This is a genomic window from Helicobacter sp. 23-1045 (assembly GCF_053654655.1).
In genome coordinates this window covers 1-20,193 of record NZ_JBSIUR010000013.1, presented here as the reverse complement: position 1 = coordinate 20,193, position 20,193 = coordinate 1, and the positions used below count along the sequence as shown (strand labels likewise).

Genomic DNA, 20,193 nt, shown 5'->3' with positions numbered 1-20,193 from the left:
AATTACATTATGTTTTTGCAAATTTTAAAAATATTAGATTCTGCGGATAGATTTTTGCGATTTTAAAGATTATAACTCAAATTTCACTTCAAAATATTTTGGCGTTTCGTGGTATGAAATCTCCCCATTATGCGCGTTTGCAATCTCTTTGCAAAGTGCTAGTCCAAGTCCATTTCCCTTGCTTTTTGTGCTTTTGAATGGGATAAATAAATTTGCCAAATCGCTCGCCTCATCGCCATTATCATAAATCCGCAGAATCTGCGCTCCCTGCGTGAAAAACTCCACTTTTATAATGCCAGATTCTGCGATTTCGCTATCCTCAATCACATCGATGGCATTTGAGATTAGATTCTGCACTAAAACATTCAGCAGTTCGCCATCGCAGACGATAGATTCTGCGCGAATATCGTAAAAAAAGTCGATTTTTTTGCCATAATCAATGTATTTTATCGCGCCCTCCACGCTTTGGCGGATTATATCGCTTGAATGTACGCACCTCGTGGATTTCACACCTTTGCTAATCATCAAAGTCGCGCGGATTAGTCGCTCCACCTGCCAAATCGCCCGCTTCATCTGCAACAAGCAAAGTTTGCTTTTGGCGTCCAAATTTTCATTTAGCAGACTTGAAATCATTAGATTTATCGCGCCTACGGGGTTTCGTATCTCGTGCGCTAGGTGCGCGGAAATCTGCCCCATCGAGGCAAGTCGCTCTTTTTGCTTTTCATTTGTGATATTTGTGGCGGTGATGATGGTTTTGGCGTTTTTGGTGGTTTTGTGCATCAAATAATTTTCGTTTTCAAACAGCACTTCGCATTCGCTAAACTCACTCGGGCAAATCTCCAAAATGCCGTGTATCGCCCTTGCGTGCGAGTTATGATAAAAGAAAGTGTCATCGGCATTTAGCACCCAAATCGGCGTAGGAATCGCCTCCAAAATGAGATTATAAATCGCAATTTGTTCGCTATACTCGCGCTCGGCGATATTTATCTGCTCGATAATCGCCTCCAAAATCCGCAGCGCAGAATCTCGCTCGCTGCTCGTGCTATACTCGCTAATGATTTGCTTTAAAACCTCATCTAGCGTCTCCATCGCGCTATTTGCCTTTTTGCAAATCTTTCAAATACGAAAAAAGCAAGTTGCTATATCCAAAGTCCCCGCTCACCGCATTTGCAATGCTATCTTTATACATCGACTCATAAATCGCGCTGCCCGCCTCTTTGGGATAGAGCGGATTATCCATTTTTAGCGCAGAATCTAGCATAAATTTTAAGATTAACGCCTCAAATGCGTCAGTTTGCTCTTTTAATTTCGCGTCATCTGTGGAGTTTATTTGCGGGATTTCTTGCGTGTAAAATGCGCGTGTGTGAAGTGGATTTGATGAAATTTGCATTTGTCGCTCCAAATTTTTGTGAATTTTAAAAATCGCGTGAATTTTAAAAAATTCGTGAAATTTAAAAAATCGCGTGAATTTAAAGGCAAAAGTAGCAAAAAATATTCCGTATAATATTTCGCTTGGGGGCGAGATTCTGCGAAAATTTGATGGCAGATTCTGCGAAAATTTGGATTTTTTATTTAAGATTCTGCGATTTTCGTGCGATTCACAGAATCTCACACGAAGCGCAGAATCTAGCGCATTTTTTCGTCATTGCGAGAAGTCGCACTTTGGGCGACTTCGTGGCAATCTATATTATTTAAGATTCTGCGTTTTTTATTTGATTTGCATAATTGCCCTCCAAATTGTCATTCCGAGCGAATAAAATGAGCGAAGAATCTCTTTTTAGATTCTGCGAAATTTGGCGAGATTCTGCAAATTTTATAAAACGCAGAATCTAGTGCGCAAAAATCATAAACATTGCAGATTCTGCGATAAAAAGAGGAAAAACGCAGAATCTAAATGTGGATTTACAAACTTTGGAATGTTTTGGAGTTTCATTCGTGGCCGGGAGAGAGGGATTCGAACCCCCGGAGGTGTTACCCTCAACGGTTTTCAAGACCGCCGCTTTCAACCACTCAGCCATCTCCCGCACTATCGCGCTTTAAAATGCGTCCAAATTATCACAAGATTCACACTCAAAAACAGCGCGTAAAAGTGAATTTTTGGAGGCGACACCCAGATTCGAACTGGGGAATCAGGGCTTTGCAGGCCCACGCCTTACCACTTGGCTATGTCGCCACAAAATCGTGGTGCTCGAAGCCGGACTTGAACCGGCACGGATGCAATATCCGAGGGATTTTAAGTCCCTTGTGTCTACCAATTCCACCACCCGAGCTTTGATTTCGCATTTTAAAAAAATGATGATTTGATATTTGTTTAATTTTGGAGCGGGAAACGGGTTTCGAACCCGCGGCCTCGACCTTGGCAAGGTCGCGCTCTACCACTGAGCTATTCCCGCAAAATTTGAAATTTTCAAATAAAAAGCGAAATTCTACCTAAAAAAATTAGATATTGCAATAATTTTTTAAATTTTTATCTCTAACTTTTTTGAAACGCATTGATTTAAAAAAATATTCATTAGCGTTTGATAAGACACGCCCTGCTTGTTTGCCATATTTTTAAAATAATCAATCGTATCCACATTTAGATTGATTGAAATCTGCTTTTTTCGCGCTTTTTTTGCTGTGCTATTTTGCGTAGAAATCGCCTCAAAATACGGATTTGGCGTTGATTTAGAAAAGTTATATTCTTTTTTCATAGACATAATTATATTAAATTTACTTTAATTTCGCGCTTTATAACTCTCATACACCGCTTTTATCCCACATTTTAGGCTGATTTGCGGGGCGAATCCTAAATTTTGTAGCTTTGAAATATCTAGTAATTTTTGCTTTGTCCCATCGGGTTTGCTTTTGTCAAAGGCAAGTTCCCCGCTAAAACCGATGATTTTTTTAATAATCTCTGCCAAATCACGAATGCTTATATCCGAGCCCGAACCGATATTTATGTGCGTATTGCGAATCTCTTTGCCACTTTTTTCGCACTCTCGCGCCAAATCGCTAAAATCCACGCTCTCCATCAAAAACACACACGCCCTAGCCATATCATCAGCGTGGAGAAACTCACGGCGCACATTGCCACTGCCCCAAATATTCACGCGCTCCGCACTTATGCCATATTCACGCAAGATTGCTTTATAATCTGCGCCAAGATTCGCCTTTACTCGCGCTATTTCGCCACTCTCCAAGCACTTTGCCAAAAAGATTTTGCGAATTAGCGCGGGGAGGACGTGCGAATTTTGCAAGTCAAAATTGTCATTTTCGCCATAGAGATTTGTCGGCATCACAGCGATAAAATTGCAACCATATTGAAGCGCAAAGGATTCGGCGAGCTTCAACCCCGCGATTTTGGCAATCGCATAGGGTTCATTTGTGTATTCTAACTCGCTTGTAAGCAAGGCAGATTCGCCAATCGGCTGGGGCGCGTTACGCGGATAAATGCACGATGAGCCCAAAAATAGCAGTTTTTTCACGCCGAATCGATGCGCGTTAAAAATGACATTGTTTTGAATCGCCAAATTTTCATAGATAAAATCCGCGCGATATGTGCTATTTGCAAGAATCCCGCCCACTTTTGCCGCACAAAGAAAGATGATTTCAATATTTTGCGCTTTGAAAAACGCCTCAACCGCGCTAAAATCACGCAAATCTAACTTGCTTTTGTCCGCTGTGATGAGATTTTTGTAACCACGACTTTGCAATTCTCTCACAATCGCACTGCCAACAAGCCCCTTATGCCCAGCTATAAAAATCGCAGAATCTGCCTTCATTTCGCCCCCTTTTTTAAAAAAATTCGCGCAATTATATAAAAATTCACATTTTTTTCACAAAAAAATAGTTTAATGGCGTTTAAAATTTAGCGAAAGAAAGGATTTAGGATGAAAATTTTTAGCAGTATGTTAGTGAGCTTTATCGCGGGAAGTGCGCTGTTTGCGGCGGATTTTGGCAGTAATATTAAAGAGGCGTTGAAAAGTGACGCAGATTCTGCGAGGCAAACCATTAGCGAGGGCGTAGGAAACGCCGAGCAAAAAGGCAAAAAGTCCATCAAAAAAGGCGCGGATAAAGCCAAAGGCGCAGTCCAAAAGGGCAAAGACAAAGTTAAAAAAGGCGCAGATAAGCTTGAAAAAGGCACGGCAAAGGCAAAAAGCGCAACTAGCAAAGGCGTAAAAGACGGCAAAGCAAAAATCCAAAAAGGCGCGCAAAAAGGCGAAAGCGCGATTAAGGGCGGCAAAAAAGCACTTAAAGATGGCAAAAACTCACTTAAAGATGGCGCAGGGAAAACCAGAAATGCGATTGACAAAGGTATCAAAAAAGGCGCGAACAAAGCCACAGACGCGCTTCAAAAAGGGATAGAAAAAGGCGTAGAAAAATTAGGGGACGAATGATTAAAATTAGATTTGTGTGGTAAGTAAAATCGCAGAATCTCGCACGAAAATTTTATAAATTTCGCAGAATCTAGTGTGATTTTTGTCATTGCGAGAATTTGCAAAATCGCAGAATCTTATGAAAACAACGCAGATTCTGCAAATTTGGATTGCCACACTCGCTTCGCTCGTTTGTAATGACGATAATTTTTTAGATTCTGCGTTAGATTCTGCGAATCGCAGAATCTCGTAAAAATTTCGCAGAATCTCACAATAATTCCACACAAATCTAAAAAGCGCGAATCTTGCGTTTAGATTCACATAAAACACACGATTTGCGCATATATTCGCCTATGGATTATCGCTTTGCACCCATCCCCAACTGATTGAATTGTCATTATTAAGTTGCACAATGTAATTCCAAGAAGTTTGTAACGGCTCATTTGGAAATAATAGTAAATCAGTTTGCGTAACTTCTGCTTTGCACACAACTCTACGATTAGCTACGTCGTGCGATTTTGTCTCTACGCTTATGATGTCATATTTTCTGTTTTCTATATAATCATTTATATCTGTAAGATTTAAACCTTTTTCTTTTCCTAATTCTTGTGTTCTTTCCCAAAACTCTATGTCTTTATTTATATATTTTACCCAACCTTCTTTATCTGTTTTTATGAGATGATTTAGCAAATTTTTATTATCGCATCGGGGCATTTTGGTGGATTGTGTTGGTTGTGGCTTTTGGGTTTGCATAGGTTGCGTGGTTTGGGTGGGTGGCGATTTGGCTTTATTGCTTTCTTTGAACTTGCTTTTTATAAATCCTATGGATACACCTATAAGCAAGGCAACTATGACTATTATAATAGTGTTTTTGCCTTGCCAAAAGTCAAAATCGCCCGATTGCACCTTGCTTTGCTGTGGCTTTGGTTTTGCTTTGGCTTGTGGATTTGCCAAAACTTCAGCTATGCGCTCCCCCATTATTTGTTTGTTGCCAATTTCCTTTTTCTTATACCATTTTGGTAGTTTATCCACTCCACTATCCCAAAACATTTCTACATTATCACGCACATTGCCGACATTCCACGAATCTATGTTTTGATTAAACGATTTTGCACCTTCAAACATACTTCCCATAAATTCTACACTCGAAGTATCCCAATTATCAAGTGGTTGATTAAAAGATTTGGCTTTTTTAAACATACAATACATACTAACCACATTTGAGATATTCCAAGAGCTTATATTTTTGTTAAAAGTATCTATTTCGCTAAACATAAAACTCATATCCACCACTTTTGAAGTATCCCAAGTCTCTATGCCACTAAAATCTTTTCTACCAGATTTATCAAAAATGCGATTCATATCTATAATATTGCTCGTATCAATATCGCTTAATGAAATTTCGTCGCCATAGCACAAAGCCCACAATTCATTTCTTGTTTTAGGTATATATTTGCCACTTTGCGCGTCTTTTGTGATATGCTTACGCATAGCTTTAGATACATAATTTTCTTTTGTTGCCTCTTCTATAGAAAAATAATGTCTTCCTTGTGGATTTTCAATGACTTTATCGCACCACCATTTAGGCAAAGTTTTCATACCACTATCTTTAAACATATCCACATTACTTACTACGCTATCTATATTCCACAAATCTAAATTTTGATTAAACGATTTTGCATCATAAAACATACTTCCCATAATTTTTACATTTGAAGTATCCCAATTATCAAGTGGCTGATTGAATGATTTTGCACCACTAAACATATAACACATATTTACAACATTAGAAATATTCCAATTATTTAGTGGTTGATTAAATGATTCTGCACTGCTAAACATTTGTTGCATATCAACAACCCTTGAAACATTCCAGCTATTTATATTATGATTAAAATGCTTATTGCCCGAAAACATTAAACTCATAGTTACAACATTTGAAGTATCCCAAGTCTCTATCCCACTAAAATCGCGCCTTTCGCTTTGATAGCCAAGATAATATTTTCGATAATAAAAAAGTCCTTCCATATCCGTGATATTGCTTGTATCAATATCTCCTAGATATATGCTCTCATCTGCTACGAGCTTTTTTAGCTCGTATTTATTTTTTGGTGTATATTTAGCCATTTTTATTTCTCCTTTTTATAAATTTCATTAGGCTTTTAACTTATTTTTTGCTTTTAATAAAGCTGCTTTTAAAAAATCCCATATATAAACAAACCAAGATTTAGAACCACCTTTTAACCCACAACCAATACATAACGCAACAAACCACACAACAACAAAAGAAAGTCCAAGCATAAACAACATTCTATAATCTATAATAAATTCTAAAACATTATTTATTTTATCGCAGTGATTCAAATGCCAATTGAGCAAAATAAAGCCAACTGCCCAACTTACCCACCCAAGCGCAATATTGATTCGACTAGGTGAGTAACGAAACGGCTTTAATGTGCCACACAATATTAGGCTTCTGCCAATTTTATGTTTCAGTTTTGTTTCATATTTACCCAAATCACAGAAAAGATTGCAATCACAATTTTTCGTGTATCGCTCTATATGTTTTTCGTGCGCCTCTTGCACAAACTTTGAGCCTTTTGCCATAGCTATCCAAAGTAGCGATAGCACAATAATCACAGCACAAAGTCCAAGCGAAGCGAAATGATAGGCACAAATATTTTGCAAACATTGTTCGATAAACTTCAATTGCAATGCACCATATCCGCCCCACGCCAAAGCCATAAACGCACCCAAAAATATAGAGCGTTGCCATAGATTGCGAATCTCATCGGCATAGGCAGTGTATAAAATCTCGTATTTTTTCAATTTTTCATCTAAATCACACATTTTTAGCTCCTTTTTATCGTAAAGCAAAGGCAAAACAATGCCCTTGCCACAAGCTAAACTTCCCTTTTAAAATTACCGACAGCATTTCGCTTTGTAGTATGTCCGCATTCCTTGCATTTTGTTTCATAATAAACCCGCTCTTTGCCTACTTTGTAAGATTTGCGCCTATATACGCCATTGCTATCTTTGACATCTTGAGTGATATAATCCTCACTTAGCGTCTCAGAGCCCACTTCTTTTTCATAAAACACAAATGCCATTTTACAGCGCGGACAAGTGCTTTTCTTTTTATAGTCATTATATGCAACCCAAATTGCCAATGGCAATAGTAATATTGCAATTATGCCCATAATAACTATCATTGCAGTTTCACCCACTCTAAAGATATGTAACACAACAACAGCAATAAACATTACAAAAATTGTGGTAGCAATACCCCAAAACAAACTTTTTATCATTGTTATAAACTTCATTTCTAACTCCTTAAAATTTTATTTTCGCTTAAACAAATAGCGAAATATCTCCGCCAACTTATCCAAGCACACATCCGCAAACGCATACCCAGCATTATAACCCTTTGTCGCGTAGTGATGATGCTCATCAGGGCTATCTGCACAAATACGCATATCCTGCGCCTCCAACTCACTTCTTAATTTGTTACAATATATGCAACGCATTATTTTGTCCTCCTTAAAATTTTACTTGCCTAACCGCCGACTGAAAATCCACACGCAGATTCTGCGTTCATCATAATTTATGTAATCATTTGAAGTCCTTTGTTGTAGTGGTATGTGGCGCAGAATCTCCGTCATTGCGAAACAAATCGCATCCCGTCCCGTCATTGCGAAATGAATCGCTCCCCGTCTCGTCATTGCGAGATTTTGCGAAGCAAAATCGTGGCAATCCAAAGTTTTTATTGTCGTTGTGAATGGAGTTTTCACTATTTTCATATACCTTGCGGAGTTTGAATCCAAAAATTCCCCCTCCCTTGCGGAGGGGGTTAGGGGGTGGGTAAAAATTATCATCGTTGCTAGATTCTGCACTAGATTCTGCGAATCGCAGAATCTAGCACAGACAAAACGAAATAAGTTTTTAAGATTTAATGCGTGAAATTTGTGAGATAAAAAAGATAAAAAATCAGTTAGATAAGGGGTAAATCCCCCCCCCCAAGAGAGTTTTCTGTAAGATTTATGTGGTTTATAAAATCATTGCGTTTCAAAATGTGCCTTTTTGCGTGAAAATTTAAAAATAAAATCCGCATTTTAGTTTGAAACACATTAAAAAATTCTTAAAAGTATTTGAAATTTTTAAGATTTTTTGCTTCGTGCGAGAATGATAAAATAATGTGATAAATTCTGCGAATCGCAGAATCTATCACAAAAATCGCAGAATCTACAAATTAGATTGCCACGATTTTGCTTTGCAAAATCTCGCAACGACTAAAATGGCACACTAGATTCTGCGAATCTCAAAATCTAGCAAAGGTGGATTATTTTTTGAGATTTTACCCACCCCCTTAATCCCCCTCCGCAAGGGAGGGGGAGAGTTTTTTGGAGATTCTTCGCTCGTTTCACTCGCGCTAGTAATGACAAATTTTTTTAGATTGCCACGAAAATTCGCTACCGCTCATTTGCAGGGCTTGCAAGCAAGTCTCGCAATGACGGCACAAATCGCATACCAAAGACACAAATTGTGCGCATTTATTTCGCCACTACGCGCACCTTAAAACTATCCGTGCTAGCTTTATAACTCCCATCATACATCGCCTCCGCATAAGCCGCAGGGAGCGTATAAACGCCGGGCGTTACGGCATTTATTTTCACATAAACCATTTGCGATTCGCCCACATCAAAAAACCACATTATCTTATCATCGCGAATATCCGTGTAGCTAATGCCATTATTCGCGCTTACCACCGCTTGTGGCAAGGCGTCATTGTTTAGGCGTGTGTTTTCGATTTCCCAGCCACTAGGGAGATTTTGAGACAGCGCGATATTGTCCATATCAATGCGATTTCTGCCGTGTGGCACTAGCAAAATTTTTATGTAAAATGTATCGCCACTTTGAATCTCTCTTGCGTCAATCACGCGCTCATTTCCGCTCTCATCAAACACCACAAATTCACGCGCTAACTGCATTTTTTTAGCGATATTATCATTGCTTGAATCTGCCGTAATGCCCTCCCAGCTGTAATTTACAAAAAGCGCGTTTGGCGATTTGACTTTCGCGCTCCCGCTATTTAGGGCAAATTCTACTCTATCTTTTGCCAGCTCAAATTTTTGCGTTTTGTTATTTAGCGTAATTTCGCCCTTAATTTCGCCCATATCGCCCTTTTGCGCTTCATCTTTGATACTTGCCAAAACTAGCAGCGCATAAGCAGAAGTCTGCGTGGAGAGCCACTCATTGCCCTCTAATTCGCTTTTGATTTCATCATACAAATCCGCGTCAATATTGCCTGTAACGATTTTGTGCGCTTGTAAAATTATGGCTTTGTTGCGGAGATTTGAGCCATAAGAGCGCGAATAATAATCCTGCGATTCATTTGGCGTTAAACTTAAACCATTGCTAATTTTTAGCGCGATATCATCAAATCCAGCCATCGCATAGCTTGCCGCCAAAAGCCAACGATTCGTAATTGATAGATTTCGCAAATGATTTTCATAAATCTCATTCATCGCGCCAAGCTGATGATTGTCGCTCAAACTAAGCAAATACAGCGGATAAATATCACGCGAATCTATGTGATTTTTCAAATAATTTATCGCCTTTTTTAGCACCGAATCGCTAACTTTATAGCCATTCATTTTTGCCATAATCAAAAAATGTGTCGCATAGCTACTGCCCCACTCATCGCTTTGATTGCCACCCTGCCAATACGAAAATCCGCCATCATTTGTTTGAAAGCTTTGGATTCGCGCAATCCCTGCGTTGATATTATCCACAATTTGCTGTTTTTGTGCGAAATTTTCACTTGCCAATTTTGTGATAAAAAGTTGCGGAAAAACGCTTGAAGTCGTCTGCTCAATGCAACCATAAGGATAGCGAATGAGCCATTTTAAGCGGTGGTCTATGCTTAAAAGTGGCTTTGATGAGAGCGTGATTTTGCCAGAGTTTGAATTTTCGACAAAGGCTTTTGGGGCTTCGATGAGTGCGGATTCGCCACCTTTTAGCACCCAATTTTTGCTAATTTGCGTGTAAGGATTTGGGGCTTTTATGTCAATTTGTGTCGAATCTCTCATTATAAAATTATCGCTATTTAGCTGAATTGCGATATTTTCAACGCCTAATTTTTCTTTCACGCGCCCATTAAAAAAGATTGTTTGGGATTTTTTGCCATCCTTAAATCGCACTTCTTGTAAGCTCTTATCAAACTCTACAATGCCATCGCTTTTTATCGCCAAATTCGCAGAATCTACATTATCTTTGATTTGCATAACTTCAATAGGCATTTGAAAATTATCGCCGATTTTAAGTGAGCGCGGTATCGTAGGGAGCATTACCACAGGCGCACTCACGCGGACTTCTTTTTGCGCGCTTCCATAGCTATTATTATCCACAGCCACAAGCATTACGCGCAACGCGCCAATGTATGATGGCACATCAACGCTAATCTTTGCATTGCCATTTTTATCGCTTTTGGTGGGTTTTATAAAATGCACTACGGGTTTGAATCGCTCGGCATTTTCATCATTGCGTCCCTTTCCTGCTGCGCCTAACTCTTCATCGCCCCCGATTGAGTAGGCATTTCGCACCGCGCCTTCAATTTTGCCTATGATATAATCAAAAGTATCAAAATTGCGAATATTGTATTTTGTTTTGGCGTAGAAATAATTATATGGCGATGGGGTTTTGAAATTTGTGAGATTTAACAATCCCTCATCTACGATTGCCAAAGTGTAAGTAACCTGCTTATTTTGCTCATTGCTTATCTCAATATTTAGCTTTGAATTTGGCAAAATCTCATCTTTTGTCTTAATATTTAGGGCGATTTTCGCGCTCTCTTTTGTGATATTTAGCGGGACAACACCATAAAGGCGCAACGCCCTATCATTATCCGCGCTCCCATAATCTTGGAGCAAAAACACACTCGCATAGAGATTTGGCGCGTTTTTATCATCGATTGGCACACTAAAATTTGTCTGCAAATCATTCGTAGTAATCCAATATCGCTTCAAAATCTCTTTGTCGCTGCTAATTGTGATAAGTGCCTTTGCGCCCTTTACAGATTCAAAGGTAACTTTTGCGGATTCGCCGTGCTTGTATTTGTTTTTGTCGGTTTTGATTTTTAGTTGCGTAATTTTTTCAATGTCAAGCGGTTCGCCCCACGATGACGCATAAAGCGAGATTGACGCGCTTTGATTGTTTGTGGTATCCACCACTTCTACCAAAATTTCGCCCCTATCTTTTATGTCAAACTTAATATTGCTAATCTTATCTTTGCTTTTGAAGTCGCCTTGCGCGATGATTCGCGTGTTTTTATCGCCCTTAATTGCGCGAATAAAGTCATTTTTATTGCTGTAATCCCACCACCACGAATAATTATTTTGATATACGACATATTCTAATTTGCGATTTTTGATGAAGTTTTCTTTTTCGTCAAGCAAAACGACATTTAGATTCACGCTATCGCCACTTCGGACATAGCGATTTGTGGGATTTTTGATGCCTACAAAACTATCAAAATTTTTAAGCAAAATGCGTTTGCGCTGAATCACGGCGCGTCCGTTGTTTTCAAGCACTCGCGCAGTAATGCTCATAGTCAAATTTTTGGTAAAATCAAAACTAGCAAAATCAAACTCCCCATCGGCAAATCCGCTTTCATTTAATTTGCCCCCCAAATACATATTGTTATAATATCTGTCCTTGCCTATGCGCTCAAAACTCCAATCTTTGTATTTTTTGCTTTCAAATTTAAATTCATCAAATGACGCACTCAAAGTCCAATCCAAACCACTTGCAGGTGCGCCAAAAAGATAGTCGCTTTGAAATGAAAATTTTAGAATTTGCTCTTTTGATAAATCAAGCGAATCTTGCGCTTTTAAGTCTAATTTTATGCGATTTGGGACGACAGATTCAACGGCGATTTTATGTGTGAAAAGATTGTCTCCAATATCAACTTGCAAGTTATAAATGCCCGTAAATGCGCTTTTTTGGCTCTTAAACTCATAATAAAATACGCCATCGCCACTAGATTCGATAGTCGCTTTATTTACAATCACCTTGCCACGCGGATTTGTAATGCTTAATTTTATGGGGTGATTGATTGCTTTGTCTTTATTTCGTGCGATTATAGTGAGATTTGCCGAATCGCCCGGACGATAGACGCCCCTATCTGTGTAAATAAACGCCTTTATGCCATTTTCTGCGCTAACGCCATCAGTGTCAAATCCATCATCGCTAATCTCTTGTGCGCTTAATTTTATAAGCGCGAAATCATCGCTTTTGCCGACTTTTTTGCCATAAATATAGGCGATATTATTGCTTAAATTCGCGCTTATGTTTTTGCTAAATTTTAACTTCGCATTCCCTGCAATGTCGGTGTTTGCTTTGGAGATGGTTTGATTGTTTTTGCTAATGCCTGAAATCTCCACATTTGGCAGTGGCTCGTTGCTTTTTATATCAAGTGCGGAGACTATGACTTCATCGCCAAATTTTTGCGCTAGTAGCGCAATATTTGAAAAAATGAGCTGTTTATAAATGCTACCATTGTCATAAAAATAATTATCCACGCGCCACGATTCAACACTGCTAGGAAAATTATAATTCACGCCATCTTTGTCAAAATGCAAACTTATCACAAAAATCCCGCTTAAATCTTTCAATTTACTCAAATCCACCGCGCTTTGAATCCACTCATTTTTGGGCGCATTTATGGTAATCTCTTTTTCAAAAATCACACCGCCGATTTTATCAATGCGATAAATGTAAAAATCATTTGTTTGATTTTTCATCAAATTGTTGTCATCAAGGTAATACGCGATATTGTTTGCGTAGATTTTTTGCACTACGATTCGCGCCTTTTTGACATTTATGCTTTTAAAGGCGACTTGCTTTTTAGCCAAATCAGGCAAAAACACGCCATTATTTGAAAAAACAATCTTTGGCTCTTTGTCGCCTAGCGTGATTGTGTGTTTGGTATTTTCTTTTAGCGTGAATCCATCGCGGGATTTTATGCCTTTTAAAATTTCGATTTCATAGTCGCTTTGCGAAAAATTGCCACTTAAAACAATCGTATCATTTGACTGCGAAGCGCGAAAATCGACATTTGGGCTAACGCGAATGAAATTTTCAATATTCAAATTTGGCATAAGCGGAGCAGAGAAGCGAATCTCAATGCTGTTTTTATCGCCCATTATAGGCTTAATGTCGATTACTTTTAAAAAATCCGCATTTGACGCTAAAATCATAAATTTTTCACTTTTTTCTAGCCCCAAATCTTTGTCAATGGTAAGCGCAAAGGATTCATCGCTCTTTGGCAAGGGGAGCGAATCGGAGGCGATTGCAATCTCTCTGTCGCTAATGCTAGTAATGTGAAGTGGGATATTTTTGTGCGCTGAATCAGCGAGTTTTATGGCGCTTGCAATGCTATCTTGCGGGAGCGATTGTGAGAGATGAAGGCGCGCTTCTAATTTCATCTTTGATAAATCTGCCGAATCTTTTATAAAATTCGCGCCTTCAAGTTGCGAATGAAGCGATTCGGTGCTAAACTCCATAGTGAAATTTTTTGCGTTTATGCTTGTGCCTTGCGCTTTGTTTATGGCATCAAAATCAAAGTTGATTTTGTAGTTTTGATTCGCATTTAGGGGCGAATCGGTAAGCAAAGTCAGCGAATTTTCGCTATCAAAAATATATTTGCCAAAATATTTCGCGCCATTTATGCGAATCTCGCCTTTTGATTCAATCACAGCGTTGATATTGTCGCTAACTTTTTGTTTGAAAATAATTTGTGGTTTTATGTGGGTTTGAATAATGCCATTCGTTGCCTGTGAAATCGCGCCATTATCGCCACAGGCATTGAAAAAAATCCCAGCCAAAATCGCACCAAAAATCCCTGCAATCACACTAAAAAATCTCATATTTTTCCCCTAAAAATTAAAAATAAAGGCAAAATTATAATAAATTTATGCGCAAATCTTACTTAAAATTGTGAAAAAATCTTGCGAATCGCGCTGATAACAAAATCTGCGTCATTTGCGCTCATTTTTTGGTGGCAGGGGATTGAGATTTCGGCATTGTAAAAATCATCGGCGGATTTGATAGGTGCGTGGTTTTGGTAAGGTGCGAAGCGATAAATGGGCTTGTAATGCACTTGAACGCCTAATCCTGCGTCCAAAAGTGCGCGAAATATGGCTTTTTTGTGTGGCACAAGTGCCGAATCTAGCAAAATAGGATACAAATGATAGGTTGAGTAAATGTGCGCTGGGATTTGCAATGTGCGGAGTTTGGATTCGCCCTTAAATGCGTCATCGTAGATTTTTGCGATTTGGTGGCGTTTGGCTAAAAATTGTGGCAATTTTTTAAGCTGTGAGATGCCAAGAGACGCAGCAATGTCGCTTAGGCGAAAATTGTGTCCGATAATCGCAGAATCTAGCACACTAGATTCTGCGCTAAAATCCACAATCTCACTTTCCCAAAGCTCCGTTTTTGTAATGCAATGTGAGCGCAGAAGTTTCGCCCATTTATAAAAAAGCTCGTTATTTGTGCTAATTGCGCCCCCTTCAATGGTGGTAATAGGCTTTACCGCGTGAAAACTAAAAATCGTCATATCCGCAAACGCGCCGATTTTGCACCCATTATATGCGCCACCAAATGAGTGCGAACTATCGCTGATAAAATACAAATTATTTTCTGCGCAAATTTTAGCGATTTTCTCTACTTCTACGCTATTTCCTGCATAATCCACGCTAACTATTGCTTTAACATTTGGCGAAATTTGCAAGTTATTTTCATCAATATTGCCCATCTCATTGATAGCGCAAAACTTCGGCACAATGCCATTTTCCACCATCATATTTGCCGTAGCGCAGAATGTCAGCGGAGTGGTTAGAAATTCTACTTGTGAATCGCCCTTAATTGCGTTAGCCAAAGCACATTTTACAATCTTATATGCCACATTTAGCGCGGAGGTGGCGGAGTTGAAGCATACAGCATATTTTGCACCTACAAAGTCGGCGATTTTGCGCTCAAACTCATCGACTTTTGCGCCCTGTGTGATAAATTCGCCTTTTAATGCGCTAACTACGGCATTTATGTCATCATCATCGATAAGTTGTGTGCTGTATGGGAGCATTTTTTAGATTCACTCTTTTAATTTGCTAGAATTTAGTGATTTTACCCACCCCCTAGCCCCCTCCGCAAGGGAGGGGGAAGTAGAAAAAGCCCCTCCCCTTGCGGGAGGGGTTTGGGGCGGGGTATTTATCGCCAAGAATGGAAAATTTTTACCAAAAATCACGCTAGATTCGCTTCACAAAAGCAACGCATCAATCCTAGAAATTAGCCCCGCTGTGTTGTGCGCTTTTGAAAAAAGCATTGCGTTGCTTGTGAGATAGTCGCTCACATTATCCGCACCATAACGCGCCGAATCTTGCGTCATATTCGCGCTTTGCAGGTTTTGGAGTGAGTGGGCGATAAAATCCACTTCATTTTTCAACGCCTTTTTAAAAATATACAAATCGCGCTCATCGCTTGGCATAATGCTTAAAATGCGATTAGCATCAAATAGCAGTTCGCCCCCGTCATCGCGCAAAATCATCGATGGTTCAAAAACGCTACTCCCCAAAAACTGCGCGTTGTTTATCTCTCTAAACACGCCATCTAGCGTGATATTGCTATTGTTTAGGATATTTTGCAACGCTCTTTGGGCGATTTGCAAAATGCCAATGTTATTATTTAGCTCTTTGTGGGGGATTGCAGAGTAGTTATTGTTTGTGATTTGCCACTCTTGCGTGGTTTGCTTTGTCTTTTTGCTTTGCGAATCGCGCAAAATTTTCTCTAACGAATCCAAATTATTGCGCTTTAATTGCGATTGAGAAGCAACGCCATCGCGCTCTATTTTCATAAGCCACCGCCTTAAATGTGATATTTAAGGCGAATCAAAGCATTTTTTGTTCCAAATATTTCGTGTGGATTAGCGACTTTTTGAAGTCTTCATTGTCCATCATTTTTATGTGAAATGGGATTGTCGTTTTTATGCCACCGATTTTAAATTCACGCAATGCGCGTTTCATTCGTGCTATGGCTTTGTCGCGGCTCTCTGCCCAAACGATTAGTTTGCCAATCATCGAATCATAAAACATAGGCACGGTATAGCCGTTGTATGCGTGAGTATCTAACCTCACATTACCACCACCGGGCGCAATCCACTCGGTGATTTTGCCGGGGCTTGGGTAGAATTTCTCTGGGTCTTCGGCTGTGATTCGGCACTCAATCGAATGTCCTTTTAACTTAATATCGCTTTGTTTGGGGAGCGATTTGCCCTCTGCGACATTTATCATTAGCTCGATTAAATCCAAATTGCTTACCATTTCGCTAACGGTGTGTTCGACTTGCAAACGCGTATTCATCTCCATAAAATAAAAATCTGCTCTGTTGCTATCTAGCAAAAATTCAAAAGTCCCCGCGCCCTCGTATTTGATATATTTGGCGGCTTGGACAGCGGTTTTTAGCAGATTTTCACGCACCTCTTCGCTCAAAACCACTGCGGGGGATTCTTCGATGAGTTTTTGCTGACGCCGTTGCGCAGAGCAATCGCGTTCCCCGATATGAATCACATTGCCCTTTTTGTCCGCTAGGACTTGCACTTCGATATGCTTTGGATTTTTGATAAATTTTTCCATATAAATCGAACCATCGCCAAACGCGCTCACTGCTTCAGATTCGGCAGCTAAAATGGCATTTTTCAACGCCTCTTCGCTCTCAACTATCCGCATTCCGCGTCCGCCACCACCTGCGGCAGCTTTGATTATGACGGGATAGCCGATTTTTTTGGCGATTTTTTGTGCGTCTTTGTAGTCTTTTATCGCGCCGTTACTACCCTCAATGACGGGGATTCCCGCCTCTCTCATCACATCTTTTGCCTTGCTTTTGTCGCTCATTAGTGCCATCACCGCTTGGCTAGGACCGATAAAGGTAATGCCGTGATTTTCGCAAATCTCTACGAAATTTTGATTTTCGCTTAAAAAGCCATATCCGGGGAAAATCGCATCAATTTTAAAAAGCTCCACAACCGTCATAATCGCAGGGATATTTAGGTAGCTTTCACTTGATTTTGCCCCGCCTATGCAGACTTTGACATCTGCGAGCTCTAAATAATGCACATCTTTATCCGCCACTGAGTAAATCACAACCGCTTCTTTGCCCATATCTTGAATCGTCCGAATCGCGCGCAGTGCGATTTCACCACGATTTGCAATTAAGATTCGCTTAATTTCTTTCATAGTTTTGCCCGTTTTTATATTTTTTCGACTACAAACAAAACCGCGTCAAACTCCACGCTTTGCGCGTCATTTGGCACAATTTCTACGATTTTGCAGTCAAATTCCGCTTCGATTTCATTCATAATCTTCATCGCTTCGATGATTGCGATTGTCTGCCCTTTTTTAACTTTGTCGCCGACATTCACATAAGGCGCAGAGTCAGGCGATGGAGCGCGGTAAAAAGTCCCTACCATCGGCGAATTTATCGTTTCGGTGTTTGCGGAGTTTGTAGAATCTATATTAGATTCTGCGGTAGATTCTGCGATTTTTGGTGATTTAGTCGCTTTTGGCGCAGAATCTAAAACAGATTCTGCGATTTGCGGTGGCTGAATCGGGGCAATTTTGCCAATCTTTGCCGCCGTTTTTTCTAGCGAAATCTCGAAATTTTCATTTGTAATCTTTAATTTTACCGAGTTTGAGGCATCAAACATCTCTAAGAGTTTCTTAATTTCTGTAATATTCATAAAATCCCCTTTCATTAAAAAATTTTGTATAATAACACAAATTTTTTAAAAGGTTATTAAAATGGGATTAAAATCTGACAAATGGATTGAAAAAATGTCAATAGAGTGCGAAATGATAACGCCTTTTGAGGCGACAAGTTTGCGAAAAGGCGTGATTTCCTATGGTGTGAGTAGCTATGGATATGATATTCGCGTGGCTAACGAGTATAAAATCTTTACAAATGTAAATTCTACGATAGTAGACCCAAAAAACTTTGATTCGTGCAATGTAGTCGAGCATAAGGGCGATATTTGTATCGTGCCACCGAACTCTTTTGCGTTAGCGCGGACGATTGAATACTTTAAGATTCCGCGCGATGTGCTTGCGATTTGTCTAGGCAAAAGCACTTATGCAAGGTGCGGGATAATCGTAAATGTAACGCCCTTTGAGCCAGAGTTTGAGGGGCATATCACTATCGAAATCAGCAACACAACGCCACTCCCAGCCAAAATCTACTCAAATGAGGGCATAGCGCAGGTGCTTTTCATTAGTGGCGATGATGAATGCGCTATTAGCTACAAAGACAAAAATGGCAAATACCAAAAGCAAACGGGCATTACTTTGCCACGGATTTTGTGAGAGATTTGGGGAGGGGGCGAAATGCGAAGAGTTGCTATGTTGTTATATTTGATATGGGGGGGGGATTTGTATTTTTAAATGCAACGGAGCTAAATACTATCATTCAAAGCGGTTGCGCTAATTGCCAAATAACCAAACCTTACAGCAATATTACAAACAATAGCGATTTTAGCGTGGGAAGTAGTAGCGGTATCGAAATCCAAGCGCAAATCGGCACATTTACAAATTATGGGGTTATAAAAGTTACTTCAGGCAATCAATCTATTGCGATTCGTGGATATGTTTCACATTTTATAAATTATGGCACAATGGATAGAATGTTTTGGATTGCCGAAGGTGGTAGCGTTGGGACGCTCACAAATTACGGAACTATGGGCGGGATACAAAATGATGATAAAAAAAATTTTATTACGATAAATAATTATGGCATCATTGGTTTTGTTTATGCTAATGCCAATCCGACAAATAAAAATCTTCAGGGTAGAGTGCAAATCCAAGCCTACACACTAAAAATTGATGAAAGTGCCACGCGATTTAATAGTAGCACGACAGGTGCTTCGCATTTAGTCATCGATAGTGCCGCTGATGTCCGCTTCAAAGATGGCAAATCAAAGATTTTTCTTGACTTTGGCGCGAATTTTGAGTTAGGCAAGGAATATGACATTAGCAAAGTTGCCACAAATACAAGTAACGGCACTTATAGTGCTTTGGGCGTAGATTTCTCCCGCCTATCGACTTACAACGATATTTACACGCTAACCAAAAGTGGCGCAAATGGATTCAAGGCAGAAATCACCCCGCAATACAGCACAATCGGCACACTCTACAAATCAAACATTCGCACGATGAATAATTTTTCGATGATGACTAGCGCGATGATTTTCCCACGAAAATTTGCCAAATCGCAGAATCTAGCGCAAACTCCGCAAAATTCACAAACCCCACAAAAACGCACGATTCGCAGAATCAAAAAAGTTTCGTCATTGCAAAGTGCAGAATCTAACGCATTTTCTCCGTCATTGCGAGGCGCACGAAGCGAAGCGAGTGCAACGAAGCAATCCATAAACTTTCCGTCATTGCGAGAAAATGAGCGAAGCGAATTTTCGTGGCAATCCACAAACGCAAACGAATACGCAAATCCAAAACAAAACGAAACATTTTTCTACAAAAACGCAGAATCTACCGCAAAAAATCGCAGAATCTCGCGTAAATCCAAACTCTCCCCCTCCCTTGCGGAGGGGGATTTAGGGGGTGGGTTAAATCTCCCGTCATTGTGAGATTCTGCGTCAGCAGAATCGTGGCAATCCACAAAAAATCCCGCAGATTCTGCAAAAAATTATCATTTCATCTTTACGCCCTTCATCAATCACAACAATTTCGCACAGGCAGGAAACTACGCATTAAGCGGATTTGACTATGGTTTCATC

20 protein-coding genes and 4 tRNA genes are annotated in these 20,193 nt (G+C 39.7%); 4 read left to right on the top strand and 20 right to left on the bottom strand.

Features of this window, described 5'->3' with window-relative positions; all coding sequences use genetic code 11:
• Positions 1-69: 69 nt before the first annotated feature.
• Complete coding sequence (locus ACWIUE_RS10400) at positions 70-1,089, bottom strand: sensor histidine kinase (protein ID WP_454136686.1); 1,020 nt, start codon at positions 1,087-1,089, stop codon at positions 70-72.
• 4 nt (positions 1,090-1,093) lie between these two features.
• Positions 1,094-1,390 carry a hypothetical protein gene (locus ACWIUE_RS10395; protein ID WP_454136685.1) on the bottom strand — a complete coding sequence of 99 codons (297 nt, stop codon included), beginning with the start codon at positions 1,388-1,390 and terminating at the stop codon, positions 1,094-1,096.
• A 73-nt stretch (positions 1,391-1,463) separates the two neighbouring features.
• On the opposite strand from ACWIUE_RS10395, the gene ACWIUE_RS10390 reads away from it, so the two are divergent.
• Positions 1,464-1,757 (top strand): hypothetical protein, encoded by a 294-nt coding sequence (locus tag ACWIUE_RS10390; protein ID WP_454136684.1) that lies wholly within the window; start codon positions 1,464-1,466, stop codon positions 1,755-1,757.
• Between the two features lie 179 nt (positions 1,758-1,936).
• On the opposite strand, the gene ACWIUE_RS10385 is transcribed toward ACWIUE_RS10390, so the two are convergent.
• The 6 genes from ACWIUE_RS10385 to ACWIUE_RS10360 all read right to left on the bottom strand — a co-directional run bounded on the left by ACWIUE_RS10385 (position 1,937) and on the right by ACWIUE_RS10360 (position 3,764).
• Positions 1,937-2,024, bottom strand: a tRNA-Ser gene (locus tag ACWIUE_RS10385).
• A 74-nt stretch (positions 2,025-2,098) separates the two neighbouring features.
• Positions 2,099-2,173, bottom strand: a tRNA-Cys gene (locus ACWIUE_RS10380).
• Between the two features lie 9 nt (positions 2,174-2,182).
• Positions 2,183-2,270, bottom strand: a tRNA-Leu gene (locus tag ACWIUE_RS10375).
• Positions 2,271-2,318: 48 nt separating this feature from the next.
• A tRNA-Gly gene (locus ACWIUE_RS10370) sits at positions 2,319-2,393 on the bottom strand.
• Between the two features lie 66 nt (positions 2,394-2,459).
• On the bottom strand, positions 2,460-2,693 hold the full coding sequence (locus tag ACWIUE_RS10365) for a BrnA antitoxin family protein (RefSeq protein WP_454136683.1): 234 nt from the start codon (positions 2,691-2,693) through the stop codon (positions 2,460-2,462).
• A gap of 24 nt (positions 2,694-2,717) precedes the next feature.
• Positions 2,718-3,764: a GDP-L-fucose synthase family protein gene (locus tag ACWIUE_RS10360; RefSeq protein ID WP_454136682.1), complete on the bottom strand. Its 1,047-nt coding sequence runs from the start codon at positions 3,762-3,764 to the stop codon at positions 2,718-2,720.
• A gap of 108 nt (positions 3,765-3,872) precedes the next feature.
• Between ACWIUE_RS10360 and ACWIUE_RS10355 the strand changes: the two genes are divergently transcribed.
• Positions 3,873-4,379 carry a hypothetical protein gene (locus ACWIUE_RS10355; protein WP_454136681.1) on the top strand — a complete coding sequence of 169 codons (507 nt, stop codon included), beginning with the start codon at positions 3,873-3,875 and terminating at the stop codon, positions 4,377-4,379.
• Between the two features lie 6 nt (positions 4,380-4,385).
• Here the strand turns inward: ACWIUE_RS10355 and ACWIUE_RS10350 are convergent, their stop codons facing one another.
• From ACWIUE_RS10350 to accB, 12 genes are all read right to left on the bottom strand, one after another.
• On the bottom strand, positions 4,386-4,688 hold the full coding sequence (locus ACWIUE_RS10350; RefSeq protein WP_454136680.1) for a hypothetical protein: 303 nt from the start codon (positions 4,686-4,688) through the stop codon (positions 4,386-4,388).
• A gap of 21 nt (positions 4,689-4,709) precedes the next feature.
• Positions 4,710-6,485 (bottom strand): BspA family leucine-rich repeat surface protein, encoded by a 1,776-nt coding sequence (locus ACWIUE_RS10345; RefSeq protein WP_454136679.1) that lies wholly within the window; start codon positions 6,483-6,485, stop codon positions 4,710-4,712.
• A gap of 27 nt (positions 6,486-6,512) precedes the next feature.
• A complete protein-coding gene (locus ACWIUE_RS10340) occupies positions 6,513-7,208 on the bottom strand; it encodes a RipA family octameric membrane protein (protein ID WP_454136678.1) in 696 nt (231 codons plus the stop codon).
• Between the two features lie 53 nt (positions 7,209-7,261).
• Entirely contained in the window at positions 7,262-7,570 is a 309-nt protein-coding gene (locus ACWIUE_RS10335) for a hypothetical protein (protein WP_454136677.1), read from the bottom strand.
• A gap of 129 nt (positions 7,571-7,699) precedes the next feature.
• Positions 7,700-7,885, bottom strand: a complete 186-nt coding sequence (locus ACWIUE_RS10330) for a hypothetical protein (RefSeq protein ID WP_454136676.1) — start codon at positions 7,883-7,885, stop codon at positions 7,700-7,702.
• Positions 7,886-7,906: 21 nt separating this feature from the next.
• Positions 7,907-8,251, bottom strand: a complete 345-nt coding sequence (locus tag ACWIUE_RS10325) for a hypothetical protein (protein WP_454136675.1) — start codon at positions 8,249-8,251, stop codon at positions 7,907-7,909.
• 657 nt (positions 8,252-8,908) lie between these two features.
• Positions 8,909-14,284, bottom strand: a complete 5,376-nt coding sequence (locus tag ACWIUE_RS10320) for an alpha-2-macroglobulin family protein (protein WP_454136674.1) — start codon at positions 14,282-14,284, stop codon at positions 8,909-8,911.
• 62 nt (positions 14,285-14,346) lie between these two features.
• Positions 14,347-15,498, bottom strand: coding sequence for a DegT/DnrJ/EryC1/StrS family aminotransferase (locus ACWIUE_RS10315; protein ID WP_454136673.1), 1,152 nt, complete (start codon positions 15,496-15,498; stop codon positions 14,347-14,349).
• 9 nt (positions 15,499-15,507) lie between these two features.
• Positions 15,508-15,660, bottom strand: a complete 153-nt coding sequence (locus tag ACWIUE_RS10310; RefSeq protein WP_454136672.1) for a hypothetical protein — start codon at positions 15,658-15,660, stop codon at positions 15,508-15,510.
• 12 nt (positions 15,661-15,672) lie between these two features.
• Positions 15,673-16,266 (bottom strand): hypothetical protein, encoded by a 594-nt coding sequence (locus ACWIUE_RS10305; protein ID WP_454136671.1) that lies wholly within the window; start codon positions 16,264-16,266, stop codon positions 15,673-15,675.
• 34 nt (positions 16,267-16,300) lie between these two features.
• Positions 16,301-17,644, bottom strand: a complete 1,344-nt coding sequence (locus ACWIUE_RS10300; RefSeq protein ID WP_454136670.1) for an acetyl-CoA carboxylase biotin carboxylase subunit — start codon at positions 17,642-17,644, stop codon at positions 16,301-16,303.
• 14 nt (positions 17,645-17,658) lie between these two features.
• Positions 17,659-18,147, bottom strand: coding sequence for an acetyl-CoA carboxylase biotin carboxyl carrier protein (gene accB, locus ACWIUE_RS10295; RefSeq protein WP_454136669.1), 489 nt, complete (start codon positions 18,145-18,147; stop codon positions 17,659-17,661).
• Positions 18,148-18,208: 61 nt separating this feature from the next.
• On the opposite strand from accB, the gene dcd reads away from it, so the two are divergent.
• Complete coding sequence (gene dcd / locus ACWIUE_RS10290) at positions 18,209-18,766, top strand: dCTP deaminase (RefSeq protein WP_454136667.1); 558 nt, start codon at positions 18,209-18,211, stop codon at positions 18,764-18,766.
• Positions 18,763-20,043, top strand: a complete 1,281-nt coding sequence (locus tag ACWIUE_RS10285; RefSeq protein ID WP_454136666.1) for a hypothetical protein — start codon at positions 18,763-18,765, stop codon at positions 20,041-20,043. Before dcd ends, ACWIUE_RS10285 begins: the two co-directional genes overlap by 4 nt.
• The last annotated feature ends 150 nt before the right edge of the window (positions 20,044-20,193 follow it).

Excerpts from the sequence above, each read along its gene's own strand:
- ACWIUE_RS10400 (WP_454136686.1), bottom strand. The coding sequence starts at position 1,089 with ATGGAGACGCTAGATGAGGTTTTAAAGCAAATCATTAGCGAGTATAGC.
- ACWIUE_RS10395 (WP_454136685.1), bottom strand. The coding sequence starts at position 1,390 with ATGCAAATTTCATCAAATCCACTTCACACACGCGCATTTTACACGCAA.
- ACWIUE_RS10365 (WP_454136683.1), bottom strand. The coding sequence starts at position 2,693 with ATGAAAAAAGAATATAACTTTTCTAAATCAACGCCAAATCCGTATTTT.
- ACWIUE_RS10360 (WP_454136682.1), bottom strand. The coding sequence starts at position 3,764 with ATGAAGGCAGATTCTGCGATTTTTATAGCTGGGCATAAGGGGCTTGTT.
- ACWIUE_RS10355 (WP_454136681.1), top strand. The coding sequence starts at position 3,873 with ATGAAAATTTTTAGCAGTATGTTAGTGAGCTTTATCGCGGGAAGTGCG.
- ACWIUE_RS10345 (WP_454136679.1), bottom strand. The coding sequence starts at position 6,485 with ATGGCTAAATATACACCAAAAAATAAATACGAGCTAAAAAAGCTCGTA.
- ACWIUE_RS10340 (WP_454136678.1), bottom strand. The coding sequence starts at position 7,208 with ATGTGTGATTTAGATGAAAAATTGAAAAAATACGAGATTTTATACACT.
- ACWIUE_RS10335 (WP_454136677.1), bottom strand. The coding sequence starts at position 7,570 with ATGATAGTTATTATGGGCATAATTGCAATATTACTATTGCCATTGGCA.
- ACWIUE_RS10330 (WP_454136676.1), bottom strand. The coding sequence starts at position 7,885 with ATGCGTTGCATATATTGTAACAAATTAAGAAGTGAGTTGGAGGCGCAG.
- ACWIUE_RS10320 (WP_454136674.1), bottom strand. The coding sequence starts at position 14,284 with ATGAGATTTTTTAGTGTGATTGCAGGGATTTTTGGTGCGATTTTGGCT.
- ACWIUE_RS10315 (WP_454136673.1), bottom strand. The coding sequence starts at position 15,498 with ATGCTCCCATACAGCACACAACTTATCGATGATGATGACATAAATGCC.
- ACWIUE_RS10305 (WP_454136671.1), bottom strand. The coding sequence starts at position 16,266 with ATGAAAATAGAGCGCGATGGCGTTGCTTCTCAATCGCAATTAAAGCGC.
- ACWIUE_RS10300 (WP_454136670.1), bottom strand. The coding sequence starts at position 17,644 with ATGAAAGAAATTAAGCGAATCTTAATTGCAAATCGTGGTGAAATCGCA.
- accB (WP_454136669.1), bottom strand. The coding sequence starts at position 18,147 with ATGAATATTACAGAAATTAAGAAACTCTTAGAGATGTTTGATGCCTCA.
- dcd (WP_454136667.1), top strand. The coding sequence starts at position 18,209 with ATGGGATTAAAATCTGACAAATGGATTGAAAAAATGTCAATAGAGTGC.